25 protein-coding genes are annotated in these 24,444 nt (G+C 73.4%); 6 read left to right on the plus strand and 19 right to left on the minus strand.

The features are described from left to right. Positions 1 to 71: 71 nt before the first annotated feature. Positions 72 to 962 (plus strand): helix-turn-helix domain-containing protein, encoded by an 891-nt coding sequence (locus DEH69_RS29680; RefSeq protein ID WP_113690084.1) that lies wholly within the window; start codon positions 72 to 74, stop codon positions 960 to 962. A 22-nt stretch (positions 963 to 984) separates the two neighbouring features. On the opposite strand, the gene DEH69_RS29685 is transcribed toward DEH69_RS29680, so the two are convergent. From DEH69_RS29685 to DEH69_RS29710, 6 genes are all read right to left on the minus strand, one after another. Beyond that, complete coding sequence (locus tag DEH69_RS29685) at positions 985 to 1,674, minus strand: urease accessory protein UreD (protein ID WP_113690133.1); 690 nt, start codon at positions 1,672 to 1,674, stop codon at positions 985 to 987. Positions 1,675 to 1,780: 106 nt separating this feature from the next. After that, entirely contained in the window at positions 1,781 to 2,461 is a 681-nt protein-coding gene (ureG, locus tag DEH69_RS29690; RefSeq protein WP_113690085.1) for an urease accessory protein UreG, read from the minus strand. 13 nt (positions 2,462 to 2,474) lie between these two features. Continuing rightward, positions 2,475 to 3,152 (minus strand): urease accessory protein UreF, encoded by a 678-nt coding sequence (locus DEH69_RS29695; RefSeq protein ID WP_113690086.1) that lies wholly within the window; start codon positions 3,150 to 3,152, stop codon positions 2,475 to 2,477. A gap of 31 nt (positions 3,153 to 3,183) precedes the next feature. Beyond that, complete coding sequence (locus tag DEH69_RS29700; protein WP_113690087.1) at positions 3,184 to 4,956, minus strand: urease subunit alpha; 1,773 nt, start codon at positions 4,954 to 4,956, stop codon at positions 3,184 to 3,186. Next, a complete protein-coding gene (locus DEH69_RS29705; RefSeq protein WP_113690088.1) occupies positions 4,949 to 5,260 on the minus strand; it encodes an urease subunit beta in 312 nt (103 codons plus the stop codon). The genes DEH69_RS29700 and DEH69_RS29705 overlap by 8 nt, the downstream gene beginning before the upstream one ends. A 13-nt stretch (positions 5,261 to 5,273) precedes the next feature. After that, entirely contained in the window at positions 5,274 to 5,576 is a 303-nt protein-coding gene (locus DEH69_RS29710; RefSeq protein ID WP_181727661.1) for an urease subunit gamma, read from the minus strand. A 205-nt stretch (positions 5,577 to 5,781) separates the two neighbouring features. Between DEH69_RS29710 and DEH69_RS29715 the strand changes: the two genes are divergently transcribed. After that, a complete protein-coding gene (locus tag DEH69_RS29715; protein ID WP_113690090.1) occupies positions 5,782 to 6,804 on the plus strand; it encodes an aspartate-semialdehyde dehydrogenase in 1,023 nt (340 codons plus the stop codon). Positions 6,805 to 6,952: 148 nt separating this feature from the next. Here DEH69_RS29715 and DEH69_RS29720 read toward each other — a convergent pair whose 3' ends face one another. Both DEH69_RS29720 and DEH69_RS29725 read right to left on the minus strand, forming a co-directional pair. Beyond that, entirely contained in the window at positions 6,953 to 8,023 is a 1,071-nt protein-coding gene (locus DEH69_RS29720) for a S1 family peptidase (protein ID WP_113690091.1), read from the minus strand. 415 nt (positions 8,024 to 8,438) lie between these two features. Further along, complete coding sequence (locus DEH69_RS29725) at positions 8,439 to 9,350, minus strand: S1 family peptidase (RefSeq protein ID WP_258535055.1); 912 nt, start codon at positions 9,348 to 9,350, stop codon at positions 8,439 to 8,441. A gap of 375 nt (positions 9,351 to 9,725) precedes the next feature. On the opposite strand from DEH69_RS29725, the gene DEH69_RS29730 reads away from it, so the two are divergent. Further along, positions 9,726 to 10,166, plus strand: a complete 441-nt coding sequence (locus tag DEH69_RS29730; protein WP_113690093.1) for a cell division protein SepF — start codon at positions 9,726 to 9,728, stop codon at positions 10,164 to 10,166. Positions 10,167 to 10,187: 21 nt separating this feature from the next. Here DEH69_RS29730 and DEH69_RS29735 read toward each other — a convergent pair whose 3' ends face one another. The 3 genes from DEH69_RS29735 to DEH69_RS29745 all read right to left on the minus strand — a co-directional run bounded on the left by DEH69_RS29735 (position 10,188) and on the right by DEH69_RS29745 (position 14,243). After that, positions 10,188 to 11,345, minus strand: a complete 1,158-nt coding sequence (locus DEH69_RS29735; protein ID WP_113690134.1) for a glycosyltransferase family 39 protein — start codon at positions 11,343 to 11,345, stop codon at positions 10,188 to 10,190. 99 nt (positions 11,346 to 11,444) lie between these two features. After that, the gene (locus DEH69_RS29740; protein ID WP_113690094.1) at positions 11,445 to 12,653 is read right to left on the minus strand and encodes an acyl-CoA dehydrogenase family protein; all 1,209 of its coding nucleotides are present in this window, start codon (positions 12,651 to 12,653) and stop codon (positions 11,445 to 11,447) included. 9 nt (positions 12,654 to 12,662) lie between these two features. Then, positions 12,663 to 14,243: an MFS transporter gene (locus tag DEH69_RS29745; protein ID WP_113690095.1), complete on the minus strand. Its 1,581-nt coding sequence runs from the start codon at positions 14,241 to 14,243 to the stop codon at positions 12,663 to 12,665. Positions 14,244 to 14,620: 377 nt separating this feature from the next. On the opposite strand from DEH69_RS29745, the gene DEH69_RS29750 reads away from it, so the two are divergent. After that, positions 14,621 to 15,577, plus strand: coding sequence for a phosphatase PAP2 family protein (locus tag DEH69_RS29750; RefSeq protein WP_181727662.1), 957 nt, complete (start codon positions 14,621 to 14,623; stop codon positions 15,575 to 15,577). 18 nt (positions 15,578 to 15,595) lie between these two features. Here DEH69_RS29750 and DEH69_RS29755 read toward each other — a convergent pair whose 3' ends face one another. Next, positions 15,596 to 15,811: a proteinase inhibitor I78 gene (locus DEH69_RS29755; protein WP_113690097.1), complete on the minus strand. Its 216-nt coding sequence runs from the start codon at positions 15,809 to 15,811 to the stop codon at positions 15,596 to 15,598. A gap of 435 nt (positions 15,812 to 16,246) precedes the next feature. Here DEH69_RS29755 and DEH69_RS29760 point away from each other — a divergent pair, with 435 nt between their 5' ends. Both DEH69_RS29760 and DEH69_RS31885 read left to right on the plus strand, forming a co-directional pair. Then, entirely contained in the window at positions 16,247 to 17,086 is an 840-nt protein-coding gene (locus DEH69_RS29760; protein WP_113690098.1) for a hypothetical protein, read from the plus strand. Between the two features lie 80 nt (positions 17,087 to 17,166). Next, on the plus strand, positions 17,167 to 17,517 hold the full coding sequence (locus DEH69_RS31885; protein ID WP_181727667.1) for a hypothetical protein: 351 nt from the start codon (positions 17,167 to 17,169) through the stop codon (positions 17,515 to 17,517). A 72-nt stretch (positions 17,518 to 17,589) separates the two neighbouring features. On the opposite strand, the gene der is transcribed toward DEH69_RS31885, so the two are convergent. The 7 genes from der to DEH69_RS29800 form a co-directional block, all read right to left on the minus strand. Next, complete coding sequence (der, locus tag DEH69_RS29770) at positions 17,590 to 19,056, minus strand: ribosome biogenesis GTPase Der (RefSeq protein ID WP_113690099.1); 1,467 nt, start codon at positions 19,054 to 19,056, stop codon at positions 17,590 to 17,592. A 61-nt stretch (positions 19,057 to 19,117) separates the two neighbouring features. Beyond that, positions 19,118 to 19,762, minus strand: coding sequence for a 1-acyl-sn-glycerol-3-phosphate acyltransferase (locus tag DEH69_RS29775; RefSeq protein WP_113690100.1), 645 nt, complete (start codon positions 19,760 to 19,762; stop codon positions 19,118 to 19,120). A 4-nt stretch (positions 19,763 to 19,766) separates the two neighbouring features. Further along, positions 19,767 to 20,468, minus strand: coding sequence for a (d)CMP kinase (gene cmk / locus DEH69_RS29780; protein ID WP_113690101.1), 702 nt, complete (start codon positions 20,466 to 20,468; stop codon positions 19,767 to 19,769). Between the two features lie 117 nt (positions 20,469 to 20,585). Continuing rightward, positions 20,586 to 21,671, minus strand: a complete 1,086-nt coding sequence (locus tag DEH69_RS29785) for a prephenate dehydrogenase (RefSeq protein WP_113690102.1) — start codon at positions 21,669 to 21,671, stop codon at positions 20,586 to 20,588. 71 nt (positions 21,672 to 21,742) lie between these two features. Continuing rightward, complete coding sequence (locus DEH69_RS29790; protein ID WP_113690103.1) at positions 21,743 to 22,708, minus strand: pseudouridine synthase; 966 nt, start codon at positions 22,706 to 22,708, stop codon at positions 21,743 to 21,745. Beyond that, complete coding sequence (gene scpB / locus DEH69_RS29795; RefSeq protein WP_113690104.1) at positions 22,708 to 23,382, minus strand: SMC-Scp complex subunit ScpB; 675 nt, start codon at positions 23,380 to 23,382, stop codon at positions 22,708 to 22,710. The genes DEH69_RS29790 and scpB overlap by 1 nt, the downstream gene beginning before the upstream one ends. Further along, positions 23,379 to 24,440, minus strand: a complete 1,062-nt coding sequence (locus DEH69_RS29800) for a ScpA family protein (RefSeq protein ID WP_113690105.1) — start codon at positions 24,438 to 24,440, stop codon at positions 23,379 to 23,381. Before DEH69_RS29800 ends, scpB begins: the two co-directional genes overlap by 4 nt. Between the last annotated feature and the right edge of the window lie 4 nt (positions 24,441 to 24,444).

The following is a 24,444-nucleotide window of genomic DNA, read 5'->3' on the forward strand; positions in this document are numbered from 1 at the left end:
GCTGATCCCCCGCTGTTCTCCCCCTGCTCTCCCACTGACGCTAGGCCCGCCGCACCTCCCTGGGGATATCCATGAGCGCTGATGACATTTCCGAGCCTGCTGCCCCGCCCCCCGGCCTTGTCACCGTGGCGTACTTCGACGAACGCCCCGGCTATGCCGTGCGCCGCCCGCGCGGCGCGGACAGCTGGCTGTTCACCTGGACCGCGGCGGGCAGCGGCCTGCTGCGGCAGGGCGACGCCGAGGTCGTCGCGGGCCCAGGCGCCCTGGTGGCGCTCGGCCCCGGGGTGCCGCACCGGTACGGGGTGGCCGATGGCGCGGAGCGCTGGGCGTTCTGGTGGGCGCACTGCCAGGCGAGGACCGCGTGGGGCGCGTGGCTGCGGCCGCACCTGGGCGGCGGGCGCCTGTACGCCGTGCCGCCCGTGCGGAGGGCGGCGCGCGAGCGCGTCGCCGCGGCGTTCGCCCGCGTGCACGCCGACGCGCGGTGGTCGGGGGACGGCGCGCCGCCCGCGCCGGATCCGGCGCCCGAGCCGGGCCGGGTCGCGGTGGCACACACGGCCGCGGCCAGGGAACTCGCGCTCAACGGCCTTGAGGAGGCGGTGCTGCTCGCCGCCTCCACCGCGGCGGGCGGCGGGGGCGCGGGCGCGGACCCGCGCGTGCGCCGGGCCGAGGCGCTGATCGCGGCCGACCCCGGCGCCCCGCACACCGTGGAGTCACTGGCCACTCAGGTGTCGCTCTCGCCGTCGCGGCTGGCCCACCTGTTCTCCGAACAGCTCGGCCACCCCCCGATGCGGGCGCTGCGCGACGCCAGGCTGCGGCACGCCGCCCGGCTGCTCGAGGCCACGGAGCTGCCGGTCGCGCGGGTCGCGGCGGCCTCGGGGTTCGCCAGCGCGTTCCACTTCAGCCGCGTCTTCAAGGAGCGCTACGGCGTGCCGCCCGGCGCCTACCGCCGCGCGGCCGGATGACGCCGCGGGGCACGGCGGCGCGTCAGGCGGCGCCGAGCGCCGCCGCGCCCCGGTCGAGCAGGTCACGCAGCGCCAACGCGTCGGGCGCCACCGCGGTGACCAGCGCGGCCGGTCCCGCGAGCGGCGTGAGCACCGCCGTCGGGCCGAGCGCCAGCGGCTCGGCGGGCTTCTCGGCCAGCGCCGGGTCCACCACGAGCAGCTGGCCCACCGCCCGGTGGCCACCGATGACCGCGCCGCCGTCCCAGCCGGGGGCGCCAGGGCCACAGGCCAGCTCCTGGTCGAGCAGCGCGCGCCCTCCGTGCGCGACCACCAGGCGCGTGGTCAGGGACCCTGGCTCCTCCCCCGCGCGGCCGAGCACCTGCTGCTCGCGCAGCACCAGCCTGGCGGTGGCGGCCAGGGTGACGCGGGTGGTCATGCGCAGGGCGCTGCCGCGCACGGAGATCACCGGCTCGGGCAGCCAGCGCAGCTCGCCGCCCTCGCCGACGGTCAGCTCCGTGTCATAGGTGGCGGGCTCCCGCGCGCCCTGGCCGGGGAGGGCCAGGGTGGCCGCGGCCGATGTCACGGACAGCGCGGCGCCAGGCTCCACCACGGCGGTCAGCCGCAGGGAGTCCCCGGTCAGCGGAACGCTCATCGCGCCGACGACGGTGACCTGCGCGCGCCCCGGCTCGCCCCGCGTGCGGCGCAACGCCAGCGCGCCCTCCCCGCGCAGCATCGGCAACGCGCCCCCGGGGGCCGCCGTCACGCGGGCGTGCGCACTGACCCGCGCGCCCCCGTTCACGCGAAGCCCCCGTTCACGCGCCCCGTGTTCAGGCGACCGTTCACGCGACGGCGCGCCAGGCGGCGAGGCGTTCGCCCACCCAGTCGGCCACGGGGCGCACGCCGTCCGGCGCGCGGAGCGAGGTGAACGCCACGGGCAGGTCGCCGCGTTGGGCCTTGGCGTCGCGGGCCATGGCCTCCAGGTCGGAGCCGACGTGCGGGGCAAGGTCGGTCTTGTTGACCACGAGCAGGTCGGCCGCGGTGATGCCGGGGCCGCCCTTGCGGGGGATGTCGTCGCCCGCCGCCACGTCGATGACGAAGATCTGCGCGTCGACCAGGCCCGAGGAGAAGGTGGCCGTGAGGTTGTCGCCGCCGGACTCGACCAGGATCAGGTCGAGCGGCCCCGTGGCGCGCTCCAGCTCCTCGACCGCCTCCAGGTTGGCGGAGATGTCGTCCCTGATCGCGGTGTGCGGGCAGGCGCCGGTCTCCACCGCGGTGATGCGCTCGGCGGGCAGCACGGCGTTGCGCAGCAGGAACTCCGCGTCCTCGCGCGTGTAGATGTCGTTGGTGACCACGGCGATCGACAGCCGGTCGCGGAGGGTGGCGCACAGCGCGGCGACCGTCGCGGTCTTGCCCGAGCCAACGGGCCCGCCAAGGCCGATGCGCAGGGCGCGGCGCGTGCCATCGTCGCGCAGTCGGCTCGTGTGGCGCGGGGGGTAGGTCTCGCGGTGGTCGAGGTGCATGGCGGGGGTCCCTTCAGGAGGCGAACAGGCGCACGGGCCTGGCCGCGTGCGCCTCGGCGGCGATGTCGATGAGGGGCGCCGATGCGGCGGGCAGGGCGTCGGTGCCGCGCGCGGCCGCGGCGTCGGCCGCCGCCGCGGCCAGGTCGGCGACGCGGTCGAGGTCCCCGGCGAGCCTAGCGGTGACCGCGGTGGCGTCGAACGGGTCGAGCCCGAGCAGCCGAACGGTCGCCGTCGCGGGGCCGCCGACCGACTCATAGGCGGCGGCGAGCGCGGCGTCGCGCGGCGCGAGCCCGGCGGCGCGCGCGGCGAGCCCGAGCACGACGGGCTGGTGCAGGCCCCCGGGGTGCTCGCGCGCCACGGCGTCGAGCTCGGGAGCTGGCCAGGTGGCGCGGGCGGCGCGCAGCAGCTGCCTGCCGAGCCGGCGCGCGGTGGCGCGCAGGGCGGGCGATGGCGTGCGGGCATCGGCGGCGGCGTCCAGCGCGCCGGGGGGCGCCGCCCCGGCGCACGCCGCCGCGGCGAGCGCGGCCGCGGTGAGCCCCGCGGTGTGCAGCCGCCCGAGGCAGAACGCCGCCAGCGTCTCGGGTCCCGTGATGCGCCCGGCGCGCACCGCCTCCTCCGCGCCCCCGGAGTGGGCGTGCGCGCCCGCGGGAAACCGGCCGTCCGCCAGGAGCAGCAGCGCCGCGGCGGTCATCGAAGGCCCAGGCTCATGGAGCGCACGCCCCTCAGAAGAGGAAGTACCGCTGGGCCAGGGGAAGTTCGGCGGCGGGTTCGGGAACGACCGGCTCGCCGTCGACGGTCACCGTGAAGCTGTCGGGATCCACGGTGACGCGGGGGCACGCGTCGTTGAGCCGCATGTCCGCCTTGGTCACGCCGCGCGTGGACGCGATCGCGGCGAACCGTTTCCCCAGCCCCAGCCGCTCCGGCAGCCCGTCGTCGATGGCCACGGGCGCGACGAAGTTGACGGAGTTGGCCGCGGGGGCCCGCCCGATCGCCCCGAACATCGGCCGCGGCATCACCGGCTGCGGCGTCGGGATGGAGGCGTTGGCGTCGCCCATCTGCGCGTAGGCGATCTGCCCGCCCTTGAGCACCAGGAGTGGCTTCACCCCGAAGAACGCGGGCTGCCACAGCACCAGATCCGCCAGCTTCCCCGGCTCGACGGAGCCGATCTCGCCCGCCATGCCCTGGGCGAGCGCGGGGTTGATCGTGTATTTGGCGACATAGCGACGGGCCCTGACGTTGTCCGCCGCCCCGTCGCCCGGCAGCGCGCCCCGGCGCCGCTTCATCACGTGCGCCGTCTGCCAGGTGCGGATGATCACCTCGCCCACGCGGCCCATGGCCTGCGAGTCGGACGAGATGATCGAGATGGCGCCCAGGTCGTGCAGCACATCCTCGGCGGCGATCGTCGACGGCCTGATGCGGGACTCGGCGAACGCCAGGTCCTCGGGAACGGCCGGGTTGAGGTGGTGGCAGACCATCAGCATGTCGAGGTGCTCCTCGACGGTGTTGACGGTGTGCGGCCTGGTGGGGTTGGTCGAGCTCGGCAGGATGTGCGGCTCGGAGACCACGGTGATGATGTCGGGGGCGTGCCCGCCGCCCGCACCCTCGGTGTGGTACGCGTGGATCGTCCGGCCCCCGATGGCGGCCAGGGTGTCGGCGACGAAGCCCGCCTCGTTGAGCGTGTCCGTGTGGATCGCCACCTGCGCGCCGGTCTCGTCGCACACCGTCAGGCACGCGTCGATCGCGGCCGGGGTCGAGCCCCAGTCCTCGTGGAGCTTCAGGCCGACGGCGCCGCCGCGCAGCTGGCTGAGCAGCGCCTCGCGGGAGACGGTGTTGCCCTTGCCGAGCAGCCCGATGTTGACCGGGCTGCCGTCCAGCGCCTCCAGCATCCTCGCCAGGTGCCAGGGCCCCGGCGAGACGGTGGTGGCCTTGGTGCCCTCGGCCGGACCCGTTCCGCCGCCGACGAGCGTGGTGATCCCGCTGGCCAGCGCCTCGTCGACGATGCCGGGGGTGATGAAGTGCACATGGGCGTCGACGCCGCCCGCGGTGAGGATCCGGCCGTTGCCCGCGATGATCTCGGTCTCGGGGCCGATCACCAGGTCGGGGTGGACGCCGTCCATCGTGTCGGGGTTCCCCGCCTTGCCCAGCGCCGTGATCCGCCCGTCGCGGATGCCGATGTCGGCCTTGACGACCCCGGTGTGGTCGAGCACGACGGCGCCGGTGATGACGGTGTCGGGGGCGCCGTCGGCGCGCGTGGCGACCGACTGGCCCATCGACTCGCGGATCACCTTGCCGCCGCCGAACACCGCCTCGTTCCCCGCGAGCCCGGGCCCGCCCGCGAGGTCGCGCTCGATCTCGATCAGCAGGTCCGTGTCGCCAAGCCGCACCCGGTCGCCCGCGGTGGGCCCGTAGAGGTCGGCGTAACGCGCCCGGCTCAGCCGCGTCCCGCCCCCTTCCGGCGCGCCGCGCCCACTCTGGTGCCCCGTCCGCTCAGTCATCGAGCGCTCCCCCCGTCTCCCCGCGCAGCCCCGGGACGACCCGGCGCCCGGCGAGCTCCACGAGGCCCACCTCGACCGGCACGCCGGGCTCGAAGCGCACGGCCGTGCCCGCCGGGACGGCGAGCCGCCTGCCGCGCGCCGCCGCGCGGTCGAAGTCGAGCCCGGGATTGGCCTCGGCGAAGTGGTAGTGCGAGCCGACCTGCACGGGGCGGTCGGCGGTGTTGACCACGGTCAGCCTGACCACGGGCGCGCCCTCGTTGAGCGGCACGGGGTCGGCGGCGAACAGGATCTCTCCGGGAATCACGGGCGCTGCCCCCTCAGGCGATCGGCTCGTGGACGGTGACCAGCTTGGTGCCGTCGGGGAAGGTCGCCTCGACCTGCACGTCGGGGATCATCTCGGGAACCCCCTCCATCACGTCGGCGCGGGCCAGGACGCGGCGGCCCGAGTCCATCAGCTCGGCGACGGTGCGCCCGTCGCGCGCGCCCTCCAGGACATGGGCGGTGATGACGGCCACCGCCTCGGGGTGGTTGAGCCTCAGCCCGCGGGCGCGCCGTCGGGTGGCCACGTCGGCCGCCACGTGGATCAGCAGTCGCTCCTGCTCGCGCGGGGTCAGTTGCACGCGTTCCCACCTCACCGTGTCCGTTGCGAAGCCGCCGGTGCTGACGCTAGTTCGCATGCGTTACGGCGGCGTTACTTTCATTCAGAAGTATCAACGCAGGGCGGCTCACCGGGTGTGACCGGCGTCAAAGAATTGGCCGTCGTTGGGCCGGACGGTGCAGGGTAGGAGCAGCGACGTCAGGGACGCAGCGGACGTGAGGAGCCTCATGAAGATCGGGATCGTCGGGGCCACCGGGCAGGTCGGTGGCGTGATGCGGCAGGTGCTGGCCGAGCGGAAGTTCCCGGTCGACCAGCTGCGGCTGTTCGCCTCGGCCAGGTCGGCGGGCAGCACGCTGCCGTGGCAGGACGGCGTCGTCACGGTCGAGGACGCGGCCACGGCCGACTACGCGGGCCTCGACGTCGTGCTGTTCTCCGCGGGCAAGGCCACCTCGCGCGCGCTGGCCGAGAAGGTGGCCGCGGCCGGGGCCGTCGTGATCGACAACTCATCCGCGTGGCGCATGGACCCCGACGTCCCGCTCGTGGTCTCCGAGGTCAACCCCCACGCCGTGGCCGACCGCCCCAAGGGCATCATCGCCAACCCCAACTGCACCACCATGGCCGCCATGCCCGTGCTCCGCCCGCTGCACGCCGAGGCCGGTCTCAAGGCGCTGGTGGTCGCGACGTACCAGGCGGTCTCCGGCAGCGGCCTCGCCGGGGTCGCCGAGCTCGACCGGCAGGTCCGCGCGGCGGTGCAGCAGGACGTGGCGCGGCTGGCGTTCGACGGCACGGCCGTGGACCTCCCCGCGCCCGACGTCTACGCCAGGCCCATCGCGTTCAACGTCCTCCCGCTCGCCGGCTCGATCCAGGACGACGGCTCGGACGAGACCGACGAGGAGCAGAAGCTGCGGAACGAGAGCCGCAAGATCCTGTCGATCCCCGGGCTCGCCGTCTCCGGCACATGCGTCAGGGTCCCCGTCTTCACCGGGCACTCGCTCCAGATCAACGCCCGCTTCGAGCGCGAGCTGACCCCCGAGCGGGCCAGGGAGCTGCTCGCGGACGCGGAGGGCGTCCAGCTCTCCGACATCCCCACCCCCCTCCAGGCCGCGGGCCGCGACGACAGCTACGTCGGCCGCGTCCGCCGCGACGAGACGGTGGAGAACGGCCTCGCTCTCTTCGTCTCCAACGACAACCTCCGCAAGGGCGCCGCCCTCAACACCGTGCAGATCGCGGAGCTGATCGCCGCGGAGTGACGGGGGAACGACAAGGGGAACGCGACAACGACAAGGGGAACGCGACGGGGGCGGGGCGGCGATCGCCGCCCCGCCCCCGCTTCACGCGTGGTGCGATGCTTCCCCGAGCGCTTCAGGCGCTACCCGAGCCGCCGCCCCGACATCATCGTCAGGGGAGCGACGCGCCCGTGGCCGCCAGGGCGTCCACGACCGGGTAGAAGAACGTCACGCCGCCGGAGGAGCAGTTGCCGCTGCCGCCCGAGGTGATGCCGAGGGCGGTGCTGCCCGCGAAGAGCGAGCCGCCGCTGTCGCCGGGCTCGGCGCACACGGTCGTCTCGATCGTGCCGTGCACGGTGCCCTGCGGGTAGCTGACGCTCACGTCGGTGCCGGTGACCTGGCCGCCGTGCAGCCCGGTGGTGCTGCCGCTGCGCTCGACCAGCTGGCCGACCGTCGCCTCGCCCGCGCCCGAGATGGCGGTGGTGGTGCCGTCGTAGCGGTTGACCACGCTGGGGTTGTCCACGCTCGCGGTGTACTGCACCAGCGCGTAGTCGCCACCAGGGAACTCGCCCTCGGTCAGCGTGCCGATCGCGCCGCCGCCCGAGGAGTCCGACCACGTGCTGCCGACCGAGCCGCAGTGACCCGCGGTCAGGAACGCCGGGGCGCCGCCGACCGAGACGTTGAAGCCGAGCGAGCAGCGGGCGCCCGACGAGTAGATCGCGTCGCCACCGGCGATGTACGGCTCGTACGCGCCGGCGCGCTGCTCGAAGGTCGCCGCGCTGCCCAGCGCCTCGACCGCGTCACGGACCTCGGCGAGCTCGCCGCCTGTGACCGTGCTGTCGACCGTCACCTTGACGGTGTTGGTCAGCGGGTCGGCCGTCCATGAGGTGCCAGGGACAGCGAACTCCTCGACCTGCGCCTTGACTTCGTTGAGCTCGGCCAGGCTCCGCTCCACGAGCCTCGCCTCGGCGCCCGCCTCCTGGACGACGGAGACCGCGGACTCGTCCACGACGTTGACCACGAGGGTGCCCGTGGCGTCGTCGAAGTACGTGCCCGCGCCCTCGGCGCCCAGCGTGTCGGTCAGGGTGGTCGCCAGCTCCCCGGCCTGGGCCGAGGTGAGAACGTCCGGTGTGGGGGTGGGGGCGGCGTTCGCCTGCGAGACGGCGAACGTGCCGGCGAGCAGGGCGGCGACTCCGGTGGCTGCGGCCGCGAGGCGCCGATATGAGGTACGTCGGTGTGTCACGCTCGTTTCCTCCTGTGGGGGTTGGAGCCCTGTGGCTCCGGAGAGAGCACGGAGATGAGCCAGTTGGGGGCCGGCCGCGTCCATGCCAAGCGGTGCAGGCGAGTATTCCCAGCCCACCCGGGTTCACGCAAGACCGAGTTCTTGCCCCAGACATACGAACACACAGGTTGGGGTTATGCGCGTAAACCATCCAGAAGACTTCGGGTTTTCCTGCCGGGAGTCCACAGGGCGGCGATCCCCCCGACCGGACGAGTTCACGTCTTGAGGCGACCGGGTCCGCGGCCGCCCAGGTCCATACCTGACCGAAAACGCCCATCGCCCGGGAACAGCCCATGGAGAAGCCCCCACCCGCGGTGACGGGTGGGGGCGGATGGAGCTGATGGGGCGCCAGGGATGGAGGCACCCCGGGGGCGCGTCAGAGCACGCGCACGCCGTAGGCGTTCGCCGCCTCGACGATGGGCTGGTAGAACGTCGTGCCGCCGATCGAGCAGTTGCCGCTGCCGCCCGAGGTCAGGCCGAGGCCGACGCTGCCCGAGAAGAACGGGCCACCGCTGTCGCCGGGCTCGGCGCAGGCGTTGGTCCTGGTCAGGCCGGAGACGATGTCGCCGCCGCCGTAGTTGACCGTCTGGTTGAGCGCGGTCACCGTGCCGCTGCGCAGACCGGTCGTGCTGCCGCTGCGCTGCACGGACTGGCCGACGCTCGCGTTGGCGAAGCTGGTGATGTTACGCGTGGAGCCGTTGTAGAGGTTCACCACGCCAGGACGGGAGACCGAGCTGTCGTAGCGCACGATCCCGTAGTCGTTCCCGGGGAAGCTGGAGCCGGTCGTGGGACCGATGTAGGTGCTCAGCGACGAGTTGGTGTACCAGTCGGGGAAGCCATCGGTGCAGTGGCCCGCGGTGATGAAGAAGTCCCTGCTGCCGTTCGTCACGTTGAACCCGGCCGAACAGCGCCAGCCCGCGTCCGCGTAGATGGCGTCGCCACCCGCGAGGAACCGCTGCAACTTCCCGTCGAGCCGCTCGATCGTCAGCGCGTCGGCCAGGCGGCCAGCGCTCGCCTCGATCCGCGCGATCTCGGCCTCCGTCACGGTCTCGTCGACCGACACGACGACGCTGTTGGTCGCCTTGTCGATACCCCACGCGGTTCCGCCGATGTCCGCCGTGAGCACCGCGTCGCTCACGGTCGACAGCTGGGCGGTGCTGAACGTCTGGACGGGCTCCGCCTGGGCGGAGTTCGGCAGGACGAACGCCGCGATGGCCACCAGACCTGAGGCGGCGGCGGTCAGCCCGAGGCGTCGGGAGAAGCGTCTGTGGGGGTTGGTGCGCTTCATACTCACTCTTCTTTCCTCCATAAGGAACGGGGTCCGTTGGGTAGCGGACCCGTGAGGCGTGGCCCGAGACACCCGTTGTCGGCATGCCCCTGACAAGCGCTGCCGGAATCCTGTCCTCCGTCAGGCCCGTTGCCAAGAACACCTTTCGGCCACTACGGGCCACGGGGCGTGTCACCCGGATGGCGGGGCGTGCGCATCTTACTCTCCGTCAGCGCCCGGATACCGCAACGCCCCTGATGAAGGGGCACATCGTATGCACCAGAACCGTTACGAAACCCGGTAAGAGCGGCTATCCACTTGGCGCATTGTCGGCGTCATGGTCGACCATAGAGGCGCGAACGGGGTATGGACCGCGTGAGCAGAGAGGAGGCGTCCATGGGATCGGTACGGAGGGCGAGCGCCTGGCTGGGCCTCGTCGACGACCGCGACATGCGTGACTACGACGATGAGTACGCCGAGGGTCCCGAGCCCGGTGAAGGCGCCGCGGCGTGGACCACGGACCCCCGGCTGCGGCTGGCCACCGAGTCCGCCAACGAGCAGGGCGGGCGGATCGCCACGGTCACCCCGGGAAGCTTCAAGGACGCCCGCCGGATCGGCGAGCTGTTCCGTGACGGCATCCCGGTCGTCATCAACCTCACGGCGCTCGAGGGCGCGGACGCCAAGCGCGTGGTGGACTTTGCGGCCGGCCTCATCTTCGGGCTGCGCGGCGACATCGAGCGCGTGGCCACCCGGGTCTTCCTGCTGACCCCCGCCGACTATCAGGTGGTGACCGGCGACCGCCACTCCTCCGAGGGCGGCTTCTACAACCAGAGCTGACCAGGCCCGGGGCCCTTCCCGTCAGGGAGGCCCCGAGCCGGTCAGCCACACGGCGCCGTACGCCGAGGCGCCGACCGCCGCCACGCCCACCGTGACCGCGGCGGCGGGCAGCCGCGCCCTGGCCAGCGCCACGGCGGCCGGAAGCAGCAGCGGGAACGCCGGAAGCAGCAGCCGGGGCTTCGACCCGAAGTACCCGGCGGCGCAGACCGCGAGCAGCACCAGCACGGCCGTGTAGACCAGCAGGGGCAGCGGCGGGCGCAGCCGCACGAGCAGCACACAGACCCAGGCGAGCAACGCCAGCCCCGCGCACAGCCCGACCCCGGCCAGGGGCGCACCGTCCGTGAACCTCTCGGCGATGAACCTGGCGAATCCCAAGCCCCCGTCAAAGCCGTTCCCCCAGCCCGCCTGCACGTCGAGATAGCCAAGCGGCTGGCCGGATTTCGCCCCTACCCACAGCACATAGGCGGCCCAGCCCGACGGCGCGAGCACCACCCCCCACAGCGGCCCCGGCGGTATCCGGCGCCGCTCAGGGTCGGCGAGCCGGTCCGCCACCGCCGCCACCGCGATGGCCGCCGCCACCGCGAGCCCGGCCGGGCGGCTCAGGCCCGAGGCCGCCGACAGCACGCCCGCCGCCACCCACCGGCCCGTCAGCAGCGCGTACAGCGCCCAGGCGGCGAGCGCGGTGAACAGCGACTCGGTGTACGCCATCGACTGCACGATCCCGATCGGCACCGCCGCCCACAGCAGCGCGAGCAGCGTCCCGGCCCTGCGGCCGTGCAGCAGGTCCCCGAGGGCGAACAGGCCCGCCGCCGCGGCCAGCGAGGCGACCGCGCCGACCACGAGGCCCGCCTCGCCCGCCTCGCCCGCCGAGAGCGGCGAGACCGCGGAGACCGCCCGCTCCAGCCAGGGCAGCAGCGGGAAGAACGCCAGGTCCGAGTGGACCCCGCCGTCCTCGGCCACCACCGTGCGGCCATAGCCGTGCTCGGCGATGCTGGCGTACCACACGGAGTCCCAGCGCCCGGAGAGCAGATGGAGCGCGTCCTTCCGCTCGTCACCGTCCCACAGCTCGAGGACGACCACCCCGAGCAGCCGGATCGCCGCGAACCCAAGCAGCGCGGGTCCGGCCCTCTGGAGGAACGACGCCAGCACCGGGAGCCGGAGCCGACTCCCCGGTCCCAGGGCTCGGGAGGGCACGTCCGGTCCGGCGAGGTCGGTCACCCCCCTGATTATTCGCGATGCCCGAAGGCCGCGCGGACCAGGGGCGGCCACTCTCCCCCGTCAGCCGCGGAACGCGTCGAGGCCGGTGAGCGCCTTTCCCAGCACCAGCTGATGCATCTCGCTCGTGCCCTCGTAGGTGAGCACCGACTCCAGGTTCGCCATGTGCCGCATCACCGGGTACGCGAACGAGATCCCGTTCGCCCCGAGGATCGTGCGGGCCGTGCGGCAGATCTCCAGCGCCTCCCTGACGTTGTTCAGCTTGCCGAGGCTGACCTGCTCGGGCCGCAGCCGCCCGGCGTCGAGCCGCCGCCCCAGGTGCCAGGCGAGCAGCAGCCCCTTGTGCAGCTCGACCGCCATGTCGGCGAGCTTCGCCTGGGTGAGCTGGAAGCCCGCGATCGGCCTGCCGAACTGCTCGCGCGTCCCCGCGTATTCAAGCGCGGCGTCGAAGCAGCTGCGGGCCGCGCCCATCGCGCCCCACACGATGCCGTAGCGCGCGTAGCTCAGGCACGCCAGCGGCGCGCGCAGCCCGGTGCCGCCCGGCAGCGCGGCGTCGGCGGGCAGCCGCACCCCGTCGAGCACCAACTCGCTGGTGACCGAGGCGCGCAGCGAGCCCTTGTGCGCGACCGGGGTCGCCGTGAATCCCGGGGTGTCCGTGGGGACGAGAAAGCCCTGGATGCCGTCCTCGGTGCGGGCCCATATCACCGCGACATCGGCCACCGAGCCATTGGTGATCCACATCTTGCGCCCGGTCAGCACCCAGTCGCCGCCGTCCCGCACGGCGCCCGTGCGCAGCCCCGCAGGGTCGGAGCCGTGGTCGGGCTCGGTCAGCCCGAAGCAGCCGATGGCCTCGCCCGCGGCCATCCCCGGCAGCCAGCGCCGCTTCTGCTCATCGGATCCGAAGCGGTGGATCGCGTACATCGCCAGGGAGCCCTGCACCGAGACCAGGGAGCGGATCCCGGAGTCCACCGCCTCCAGCTCCAGGCACACCAGCCCGTACTGCACGGCCGACGCGCCCGCGCAGCCATGGCCCTCCAGCGTCATGCCGAGCGCGCCGAGCGCGCCCAACTCCCTGGCCAGCTCGCGCACCTCGGGCACCTCGCCGCGCTCGAACCACTCCGCGACGTGCGGGGCCACGCGCTTCGCGGCCCACTCGCGGACGGTGCGCCGTATGTCCAGGTCCGCCTCGTCGAGCAGCTCGTCGAGGCCGAGCGGGTCGGCGGGGTCGAAGGGCGGCCTCATGGGCCGACGCGGGGGTGTATCGGGTGCCATGACGCAATGTTACCGACGGGTAACCGGGCTGGGCAAGAGCGTTCGCCCCTCCTCCGAGGGGCGCGTGGTGCACCGGACCAGCGCGCGCGGCAGCCGAAGCGCCGCCACCGCGCCGACCACCAGCATCAACGCGCTGACCAGCAACGTCACATGCATCCCGCGGACGAACGCCTCACGCGCCGCCTCCTCGAGCGCCTTCCCCTGCTCCCCGCCCAGCCGGACCGCGACCGTGTGCGCGCCCCCCAGCGAGTGCCCCGCCTCCTCGGCGTCCGCCCGCTCGACCCCGGCGACGTCGCGCACGCCGGACGAGTACACCGCGTTCATCACGCTCCCGAGCAGCGCGATCCCGATGCCCCCGCCGAACTGGTACGCCGTCTCCCCGATCGCCGCCGCTCCCCCGGCCTCCGCCACGGGGACGTCGCCCAGCATCGACTCGTACGACGCGAACAGCGTGGTCTCGAGGCCGAAGCCGAGCAGCACGAAGCCGAGCACCATCAGCACGGGCCGGTCCGTCGCGCCCAGGGACATCAGCAGCAGCACCGCCCCGGCCGTCAGCCCGAAGCCCGCGGCGACCATCGCGCGGGGACCAAGCCGGTGCAGCAGCCAACTCCCCGCCAGCCCTGCACCGATCGCCGCCACGCTCAGCGGAAGCAGCCGCAGCCCGGTCTCCAAGGGGGAGAGTCCGAGCACCAGTTGCAGATACTGCGCCGCGACGAGCGCTAGGCCCACCAGCGCGAGCACCGTCAGCACGATGCACCCCACCGACGTGCCGAACGCGGGCCTGGCGAACGCCGAAAGGTCGATCAGCGGATCGGGCCGCGCCCGCTGCCTGCGCACGAACAGCGCGAGCAGCGCCACCCCGAGACCGGCCGCGAGCGCCGTCCCCGGCGTGAACATGTCGCCGCCACCCGACCGTTTCACCGCCAGGATCGCGGAGAAGAGACCCGCAGCGCCCAGCAGGGCGCCCCCCACGTCCCAGGGGCCCGAGCCCTCCCCCGTGGACTCGGGCAGCAGCGCGGCGCCGACCGGCAGGCAGACCGCCATCAGCGGGATGTTGACGAGGAAGACGGAGCCCCACCAGAAGTGTTCGAGCAGCACCCCGCCCACCAGCGGGCCCGTCGCCGCGCCGACCGCGGCCACGGCGCTCCAGATGCCGATGGCCAGGGCCCGTTCACGCCGGTCGGGGAAGACGTGCCGCAGGATCGAAAGCGTGGCCGGCATGATCATGGCCCCGCCCACGCCGAGCAACGCCCGGCCCACGACGAGGACTTCGGGCCCCGGGGCATACGCGGCCACCGCGGAGGCCACGCCGAAGCAGGCGTAGCCGAGCAGCAGGACCCTGCGGCGCCCGACGCGGTCGCCGAGCGTGCCGAAGAGGATCAGCAGCGCGGCGCACACCAGGGGGTAGCTGTCGACGATCCACAGGAGTTCGACGCCCGAAGGTCGCAACTCCTCGCTCACGGCGGGCACGGCCACGTGCAGAACGGTGGCGTCGATGGCCACGAGCAGCAGGCTCGCGCAGAGCACGGCGAGCACCGTCCAGCGGCTTCGGTCGGCGGTGGGGGTTCCGGGGTGGGGCGGCCCCGACATCAACGCACCTCCTGTGTCGCGCCGTTCCTCGTCGTCACCACCACGGGGGAATCCCGGCCGGGCGGTCACCGGGCGTGGTGGCGGGGCAGATGGGCACACAGACTACGGCAGCCCCCGCCCGGGCCCGCCCCGCCCCGGTGGCCGCCGGGACCCGTCAGCGCCCCACACGAGCGCCGCACGCCGTTCACCTACGGATTTGCCTCGGCGACGCGGACGGTGGGACCGTGACCTGACCGCCGGGCCGACATATGAGGAGTCCGGGGAATTCCTAAAGCCGTGAAATACGATGGCGGAAAATATTTGCCCAACATCACATCGCCATTACGAAGGCGGGCCACGGCAGGAAGCTCGCTATCACGGGCTGTAATCTTGCGAGTGTGCGAACCGACCGCTTCCTAGCCCGCCTCGAACAGGAGCAGCAGCCGCCGAACGTGCCGCCTCCTGTAATGAGCCGCACCCGCATGGCTCTCCTGTGGGCCACCCTCGGGTTCTATGCGGCCATCGTGGCTGCGGTGCTGAGCACGTCCTGGCTCGTCCGTCTCGACTGGCAGCTCATGCTGTTCCGCCCGTATAAGCAGTGGCCGGAGTTGCACGCGTTTCTGGACTATTTCGTCGTCCTCGGCCAGCGCGGCCCGACGGCGGTGCTGATCGCCGCGTGGCTCAGCTGGCGCTGCTGGCGCCAGCGGACCCTGCGCCCCCTGCTCGTGATGGCCAGCGCCCTCCTCCTGCTCAACGTGACGGTGGGCGCCGCCAAGCTGGGCATGGGCCGCGAGGGCCCGCACTACGCCAACGTCATCGGGTCGAACGAGATGTTCCTGACCGGCGATATATTCCCTTCGGGCCACACCGCGAACGCCGTCGTGACCTGGGGGATCCTGGCCTATCTGGCCACCACGCCGCGGGCGAGACGCACCCTGTCGGTCATCGCCGCGGTCTTCGCGCTCGGCGTCGGCACCACGACCGTCTACCTCGGCACCCACTGGGTGAGCGACGTGCTGCTCGGCTGGGCCGCCGGCCTCCTGGTCCTGCTGGCGCTGCCCTGGTGCGAGCCGCTGATCGCCGCGGTGGAGCGGCAGGTGTTCCTGATGAGGGACCGGGTGCTCGGCCTGACCGCGCCCCACGAGTCGGCGCCCGCGCTCGACCGCGGCCCGCACCCGGTGCCCGCGCTGCGCCAGGGCGACGAGCCCTGCCCCCACGGCGAGCCCGCGGTGGCCACCGGGCGGCCGGGGACGGCGGCGCACGCGATGGCGGCGAACGTCCGTGTGCGGCAGCCGGGCGGGCGGGCGCACACCGGCCGCCCCGACCGGCCGATCCGGCCCGTCAGCAGCCGCTGAGGAGCGGAGGGCGCGGGCTCAGCCCTGCCAGCAGCGGACGACCACGCCGTCGCTCACGGCGAGATTGAGCCGTCCCGGCATGTGCTCCATGGTGATGATCGCATCGGGCGGAAGGCGGCGGACGGGGCGCCAGCCCCGGCCCGTGGCCCGCTCCTCCGCGGCGTCGGCGTCCATGCCGACATAGGCGTCGGGGCTGTCGTCGGGGGTCTGCGCGGGGCGCGGGAGGGGAGCCATGCCGCCACCGTACGACCCGCCGCACGCCCCCCGTCAACCACCCCGAAGTACCGCGAAGATCAGGGGACTGTCACGCTTGTGTCACAGCGCCCCCCGCGCGTCCCCGTTCGGGCGAACGCGTCGCCGACGCAATTGCCGGGCGCCCAGAATTCACAGGGGACCCCTCAGCAACGGGAATGCAAGGGCGTTATGAGAGCCCCTTGAGCATGTTTGGGAATCACCGGGAATTCACTTTTCATGTGAACACGGTGAACTTTTGGTTGATAACCGCCACCCCCCTACACCATCGCTCACGCGTACGGTCGGGCCCCCCTCTCCCCGGCGTCGCGGGGGCGATTCCCGGGGCGGGGGGCGTGACCCAGGCGCGGCTCGCCCGTTGTGCACGGGGCACCCGCCGCGGAGGGCGGGCCGTGACCCATCAACCGAGGAGCGACCGTGTCCCCCTTGCTCGACGTCAGCGACGCCGTACGCGCCGAGATCGGCGACGAAGAAGCCGATCGGCTGCTCGCCGGCCAGAACGCACCCGGCAGCTACGACTGCACCTCGTGCCGCACCCCCGGCTACCCCGAGCAGGAGCGCACGAGCACCGTCCTCTTCGTGGGCGGGGACACGGCGGTCCTGGCGTTCGCCCACGCCTCCTGCATCCCCTCCCAGGTGGTCTCGGTCTCCGAGGAGCAACTCCAGGGCGCCGTGCGGTCCATCACCGGCGAGACGGTTCCCGCCGCCCCCGCGGCCCCCGTCCCCGCTCCCGCCGCTCCCGCTCCCGCTCCCGCCGCGCCCTCCCCCGACCGGCCCGCGCCCGAGCAGGCCGTCCTCGGCGTGACCTGTGGGCAGATCCTCATCGGCGAGGAACTGCACCCGGCGATCGTGGTCGAGCCCACGGGCCCCGTCGTGCGCCCCGGCTCCACGGGCCCGGGCGACGATTTCCTGCCGCTGCTGATCGAGGCGGGCTTTATGCCGGTGACCGACGTGGGAAACGTTCCTGCGCGGCTGCCGGGCTGGTCCGTGCTCGTCGCCATGGGCCAGCTGCACGCCGTGCTCCAGGGCGCCTCCGCGGGAGGCCGCCCCAGCGCCTGGTGGCAGGCGCACCAGCCGCTGCCGCTCACCGACGGCTGGCGGGCCAGCGCCAACCAGCGCCACCAGGTGCTCGTCTACGCCGCCCCCGCGGGCTCCATCGGCCAGCAGCCGCGCGAGGACCTCATGCGGGACGCCCTGGAGAAGGCAGCGGCGGGCGGGGTTCTGGTGGCCGCCGCGATGCCGCTGACCGGCACATGAGCGATCGCGGGGGCCTCCAACGTTCAGGTACGGCGGCGGGCCAGGGCGCATCCGAAGCCGCCCCTGATCGTTGGACGGGCGTGCACGCTTATGAACCGCCCAGGACCCAGCACCGCGCCGGGCATGCCACCGGCATCCCCGGCATGCGGACGCCGTACGAGCGGGTCACCTGCTCGCCCACGCCGATCTACGACTCCCTGTGCGCCGAGTACCGCAGGCTGTTCCGGGCGCTGCCCGGGGACCGCTCGGGCGAGGAGGACCTGCGCTTCGTGGGCTTCTCCACGAGCTATGGCGTCGGCGCGGGCAGCTGGCGTGAGTGGCACGAGCCCGCGTACGCGGGCTACGGCGCCGTGGGCGGCGGACACGCGCGGCTGAACGCCGCCGCCCTGCCCCCCGCCCGCCACTCAACCGACCCCGCCGACGGGCGCTGACGCCGCCGGGGCCCAGGGTGAAGGGCCCCGGCGGCGTCGGTCACTTCTCGCGTCGGTCACTTCTCGCGTCGGTCACTTCTTGCGGCCGCGCTTCTCACGCACCCGCACCGACAGCTGGATCGGGGTCCCCTCGAAGCCGAACTCCTCACGCAGCCGCCGCTCGATGAAGCGCCGGTAGCCCGCCTCGAGGAAGCCGGAGGCGAAGAGCACGAAGCGCGGCGGCCTCGTGCCCGCCTGGGTGCCGAAGAGGATGCGGGGCTGCTTGCCACCGCGCACCGGGTGCGGGTGCGAGGCGACCAGCTGGCCGAGGAATCCGTTGAGCTTGCCGGTCGGCACCCGGCTCTCCCAGCTGGCCAGCGCGGTCTCGATCGCGGGCACCAGCTTCTCCATGTGCCGCCCGGTGCGCGCCGAGATGTTGACCCGGGGCGCCCACTGGACCTGCACGAGCTCCTGCTCGATCTCCCGCTCCAGGTAGAAGCGCCGCTCCTCGTCCATGACGTCCCACTTGTTGTAGGCGATGACAAGGGCGCGGCCCGCGTCCACGGCCATGGTGATGATGCGGGTGTCCTGGACGCTGATGGGCTCGGAGACATCGATGAGAACCACCGCGGCCTCGGCCTTCTCGAGCGCCGCCGCCGTGCGCAGCGAGGCGTAGAAGTCGGCGCCGTCCTGGAGGTGGACGCGGCGCCTGATGCCCGCGGTGTCGACAAAGCGCCAGGTCTTCCCGCCCAGGTCGATCAGCTCGTCCACCGGGTCCCTCGTGGTGCCCGCCATCGGGTCGACGACGACGCGGTCCTCGCCCGCGACCTTGTTGAGCAGCGACGACTTGCCGACATTGGGGCGGCCGATGAGCGCGATGCGCCGGGGCCCGCCCACCGTTGTGCCGAACGTCTCGGCCGGGGCGTCGGGCAGCACCTCGAGCACGGCGTCCAGCATGTCGCCCGTGCCGCGGCCGTGCAGCGCGGAGACCGGGTGGGGCTCGCCGAGGCCGAGCGACCACAGATAGGCCGCCTCGGCCTCCATCGAGAAGCCGTCCACCTTGTTGGCGCACAGGACGACCGGCTTGCCCGCCCGGCGCAGCAGCTTGACCACGGCCTCGTCGGTGTCGGTGGCGCCGACCGTGGCGTCCACCACCAGGACCACGGCGTCGGCCGCCTCGATGGCGAACTCCGCCTGCGCGGCCACGGACGCCTGGATGCCGAGCACGTCCTGCTCCCAGCCGCCGGTGTCCACCACCTTGAAGCGGCGCCCCGCCCACTCCGCCTCGTAGGTCACCCGGTCCCTGGTCACGCCTGGGCGGTCCTCGACGACGGCCTCGCGGCGGCCCAGGATCCTGTTCACCAGGGTCGACTTGCCGACATTGGGGCGGCCGACGACGGCGAGCACGGGCAACGGGCCACCGGCCGCCGCGGCGAGGTCGCCGTCGATCTCGTCGGGGTCGAAGCCCTGCTCGGCGGCGAGCTCCATGAACTCCGCGTACTCGGCGTCCCCCAGCGCGCCGTGCGCCTCGGCGGTGCCCGAATGGTTCTGGTCGTTCATGGGGTCTCGTACCTCGTCCGTCGTCGTGAGTGCGGTGCCGCTGGCTCTCCAGTGTCGCGCGTCAGCGGCCGGTGCGGCGCCTGGCGTCCTTGAGGTGGTCCGTCAGGCGCTCCTGTATGCCCCTGGTCGCCGCGTCGAGCGCCGCGCGGGTGCGCCGCCCCGAGCTGTCACCGGCGTGGAACGGCTCGCCGAAGACGACGTCGATCCGGACGCGCGGCGGCGGCAGCGCGCGCACCGCGCGGCCTCCGCGCCCGCCGCTGCCCAGCACGGCCACGGGCACGATCGGGGCGCCCGAGCGCACCGCGAAGTACGCGAGCCCCGCCCTGAGCGCGGCGAAGTCGCCCGTGGTGCGCGTTCCCTCGGGGAATATCCCGAGCACCTCGCCGCCGTCGAGCACGGCGAGCGCCGCGGTGACGGCCGCGCGGTCAGGGCCCGAACGGTCCACGCTCAGCTGCCCGATGACGTTCAGGAACGCGCCGAGCGGGCCCACGAACGCCTCCCGTTTGACCAGAAAGCGCACCGGCCTCGGCGCGGTGCCGAACAGCACGGGGCCGTCGACGTTGTGCGTGTGGTTGACGGCCAGGATCGCCGGGCCCGTGGCGGGGACGCGCCAGGCGCCCAGGACCCGCGGGCGCCACACGGTGTGGATCACGCCGGTCGCGAGCCGGTGCCCCGCCCGCGCGGCCAGGTCGCGCGGGGGCGTCATGGCGTCACCGCTCGGAACGCTTGCGCGCCTCGATGAGCGACACCACACACTCGATGACCTGCGGCAGGGTCAGCTCGCTCGTGTCGACCTCGACGGCGTCGTCCGCCTTGGCCAGCGGGGACGCCTTGCGGCCCGAGTCGGCGGCGTCGCGCCGGGCGAGCGCGGCCTGGGTGGCGGCGACCCCCGCGGCCTCCTGGCCGATCAGCTCGGCGCTGCGGCGGGCGGCCCTGACCTCGGGCGATGCGGTGAGGAAGATCTTGACGTCGGCGCCGGGGAGCACGGTGGTGCCGATGTCCCTGCCCTCCACGACGATGCCCGCCCCCGCCTGGGCGGCGATCGACCGCTGGAGCTCGGTGATCAGGGTCCTCACCTCGGGAACGGCGCTGACCGCGCTCACCGCCTCCGTCACCACCCGGCCCCTGATGGGCACCGAGACATCGGTGCCGTCGACGGTGATCGTGGGCGCCGTGGGGTCGGTGCCCGAGACGATGACGGGCTTGTCCGCGGCGGCTGCCACGGCGGCGGGGTCGGCGATGTCCACGCCGTTGCCCAGCATCCACCAGGTCATCGCCCGGTACTGGGCGCCGGTGTCGAGGTAGCCGAAGCCGGTCCGCTCGGCCACGGCCTTGGAGGTGCTTGACTTGCCCGTGCCGGAGGGGCCATCGATGGCGACGATGACGGGGGTTTCAGCCACGGCGTTGCGCACCTTTCTCAGACGTGTCCGCGCGCCGGACGGCGCACCGGGGGAAACGGGAGCCCACGCCCCCTGGGGAAGGGGCCACGCCCTTCCGGGGAAGAAGCGTACCGGCAGCCGGGAGCGGCCCTACTGGCGGATGGACCAGCCGCGTTCACGCAGCGCCGCGGTGAGCATGGGCGCGGACGCGGGCTGCACCATGAGCTGCACGAGGCCCGCCTGCTGGCCGGTGGCGTGCTCGATGCGGACGTCCTCGACGTTGACCCCGGCCCGGCCCGCGTCGGCGAAGATGCGGGCGAGCTCGCCGGGGCGGTCGCTGATGAGCACCGCCACGGTCTCATAGGCGGCGGGGGCCGCCCCGTGCTTGCCGGGAACGCGCTCGCGCCCTGCGTTCCCCCTGCGCAGAACGGCCGCCACGCCCGCCGCGCCCTCGGCCCGCTTGTCCTCGTCGGCGGATTCGAGTGCGCGCAGGGCGCGAACGGTCTCGTCCAGGTCGACGGCGAATTCGGACAGGATGTCGGCGACGGGCCCGGGGTTCGCGGAAAGGATGTCGATCCACATCCCCGGGTCGGAGGCGGCGATTCGCGTGACGTCCCTGATGCCCTGGCCGCTGAGCCGCACGGCCGTCTCCTCGGCCGAGGCGAGCCGCGCGGCCAGCAGGCTGGAGACCAGCTGCGGGGTGTGCGAGACCAGGCCGACGGCCCGGTCGTGGGCGTCCGCGTCCATCACCACGGGCACGGCGCGGCACAGCGAGACCAGCTCCAGCACCTGGTTGAGCACCTCGGTGTCGGTCTCCGGGGTCGGGGTGAGCACCCAGGGCCTGCCCTCGAACAGGTCGGCCGTGGCGGCCAGCGGCCCCGAGCGCTCACGGCCCGCCATGGGGTGCGTGCCGAGGTAGGCGCAAAGGTCGCCGCCCGCCGCGGTCAGCTCGCGGCGCGGACCGCCCTTGACGCTGGCGACGTCCATGTATCCGCGGGCGGCGCCGCGCGCCTGGAGGCCGCCGAGCGCCGCGGCCACCTGGGCCGGGGGCACCGCGGCCACCGCGAGGTCGACGGGGCCTTCGGGCGGCTCCTCGGTGCCCGCGCCCAGGGCCGCGGCCGTGCGGCGCTGGTCGGGGTCGCGGTCGGCGAGGTGCACCCGCACGCCACGCCCTGAGAGCGCCAGGGCGATGGAGGTGCCGATCAGTCCGGTGCCGAGGACGAGGGCGCTGCGCATCGTTCCAGCGTAATGCCGCCGCGGGGCCCCGCGGCGGCCGCCCCGGTCGCCTGGCCGATGACCGCCGAAGCCTAGAGACCGACCTCGCGCATCAGCTGGCCGACCTCGGTGTGGGTCATGCGGCGCAGCCAGCCGGACTTCTGGTCGCCGAGCACGATCGGGCCGAACCGCGTGCGCACCAGCTTGTCCACGGGGAATCCCGACTCGGCGAGCATGCGGCGCACGATGTGCTTGCGGCCCTCGTGCAGGGAGACCTCGACCAGGTAGTTCTTTCCGGTGTTCTGCACGACGCGGAAGTGGTCGGCGCGGGCCCAGCCGTCGTCGAGCTGCACGCCGTCCTTGAGGCGCTTGCCGAGGTCGCGCGGAATCGGGCCCTGGATCGCGGCGAGGTAGCTCTTGGTGACGCCGTACTTGGGGTGGGTGAGCCGGTGGGCCAGCTCGCCGTGGTTGGTCAGCAGGATCAGGCCCTCGGTCTCGGTGTCGAGGCGCCCGACGTGGAAGAGCCGCGTCTCGCGGTTCTGCACGTAGTCGCCCAGGCACTGGCGGCCGTCGGGGTCCTCCATCGACGAGACGACGCCGGCGGGCTTGTTGAGGGCGAAGAACAGGTACGACTGGGCCGCGATCGTCAGCCCGTCCACCTTGATCTCGTCCTTCTCCGGGTCGACGCGGCGCCCCTGCGAGGTGACGATCCGCCCGTTGACCTCGACCCTGGCCTGGTCGATCAGCTCCTCGCAGGACCTGCGGGAGCCGAGCCCCGCGCGGGCCAGCACCTTCTGGAGGCGCTCGCCCTCGCCGTCGCCCGCCGCGCCGCCCGCGGAGGACTTGCGGTCGTGGCGCTCTCGGTTCCGCTCCTCGATCTGCGCGTCGTACTCGCGGGAACGGGCGGGCTTGGTCCGCTTCGGGCGCGCGGGACCGCCGCCCTTGCCGCCGTACGCGCGCTCCTCAGGGCGGGGCCGGCCGGCGCGCTGCCGCTTCTCGTCGCGTTGGTTGCCCGCGCCCCGGTGGTTCCGGTTGCTGTTCCTGCCACTGCTTCGCATCAATGATCCGTTGGGGAGTCGCCGCTGTCGTCAGCGTCGAGGTCGGCTACGTCGAACGACGGCACCCCCTCCTGGCTCTCGCCCTCGACCTGGTCGGCCTCGGGCAGGAAGGGCGCGAGCTCGGGAAGCTCGTCCAGGCCGCGCAGGCCCATCCGCTCCAGGAAGTAGTGCGTCGTCACATACAGGATCGCACCTGTTTCGGGTTCGGTGCCCGCCTCTCCCACCAGCCCTCGCTGGAGCAGGGTCCGCATGACGCCGTCGCAGTTGACCCCGCGGATCGCGGAGACCCGGGAACGGCTCACGGGCTGCCGGTAGGCGACCACCGCGAGCGTCTCGAGGGCGGCCTGGGTGAGCCTGGCGTGCTGGCCGTCGAGCACGAAGTCCTCGACGGCCGAGGCGAATTCGGGCCTGGTGTAGTAGCGCCAGCCCCCGGCGACCAGGCGCAGCTCGAAGCCGCGGCCCTGCCTGGTGTACTCGTCGGCCAGCTCGCGCAGCGCGCCGGCGACGGCGCGGCGGGGGCGGCCGAGGACCTTGGCGAGGTGTTCCTCGGTCGCGGGCTCGTCGACCACCATGAGGACGGCTTCGAGGGCGGGCTTGAGCTCCAGGGGCGCCTCGCCCGTCGCTTCCGCCGCTTCCGCCGCTTCTCCGGTCTGGGTCGCTTCTGTCGTGCTCATGGGCGCGCTCCTTGCCTGGCGCCCTTGGCGCTCTCGTCCGGCTTCGCCTCGGTATCGGACTCGTCGGTGTCGAACTCGTCGGTGTCGAACTCGTCGGTGTCGAACTCGTCGGTGACCCGCACCGTTCCCTCGTCGCCGCCGCTCCAGCGGATGACCAGCGGGCCCAGCGCCTCGTCCTGGTCGAGGGCCACCGCCCGTTCGCGGTACAGCTCGAGCAGCGCCAGGAAGCGGGCGACCACCGTGAGGGTGTCGGGGGCGTCGTCGGTCAGCTCAGCGAACGTCGCGAGTCCGCGCTCCCGCAGCCGAGCGATGACGATGTCGGCCTGCTCGCGCACGCTGACCAGGGGCGCGTGGATGTGGTCGACATAGACCCGCGGCTTGGGCTTGGGCTGCATCGCCTTGACGGCGAGCCTGGCGAACCCCTCGGGCCCGACGCTGATCACCACGTCGGGCAGCAGCTCGGCGTGGTGGGGTTCGAGGCCGACGGTGCGGGGGTGGCGCAGGGACTCGGCGGCGAGGCGGTCGCTGAAGATGTCCGCGACCCGCTTGTACGCGCGGTACTGGAGGAGGCGCGCGAAGAGCAGGTCGCGCGCCTCCAACAGCGCGAGGTCGGCCTCGTCCTCGACCTCGGCGGTGGGCAGCAGCCTGGCGGCCTTGAGGTCGAGGAGGGTGGCGGCGACCACAAGGAATTCCGTGGTCTGGTCGAGGTCCCAGTCGGGGCCCATGGCCCTGATGTGCGCCATGAAGTCGTCGGTGACGCGGGAGAGCGCGACCTCGGTGACATCGAGCTTGTGGCGGGAGATGAGCTGGAGGAGCAGGTCGAAGGGGCCCTCGAAGTTCTCGAGGACGACCTTGAAACGCCCGTCGTCCACCGCCTCTTCGGGCTCGGCATCGGGCTTGGCCTCGGGCGGTGCGACGCTGTCGTCGGCGACATCCACCGCGTCCTCCCCGGAGACGTCCTCCGCGGCGTCCGCGGTCCCCTCCGCCCCACCGGGGGCGGGGTCGCCAGGGCCCCTGCCCAGCTGCCTGCGGCGGCGGGGAGGCGGGGTGGTGCTCATCCCC

The sequence above is a fragment of the Streptomyces sp. PT12 genome (genome assembly GCF_003311645.1).
Lineage (GTDB): Bacteria > Actinomycetota > Actinomycetes > Streptomycetales > Streptomycetaceae > Streptomyces.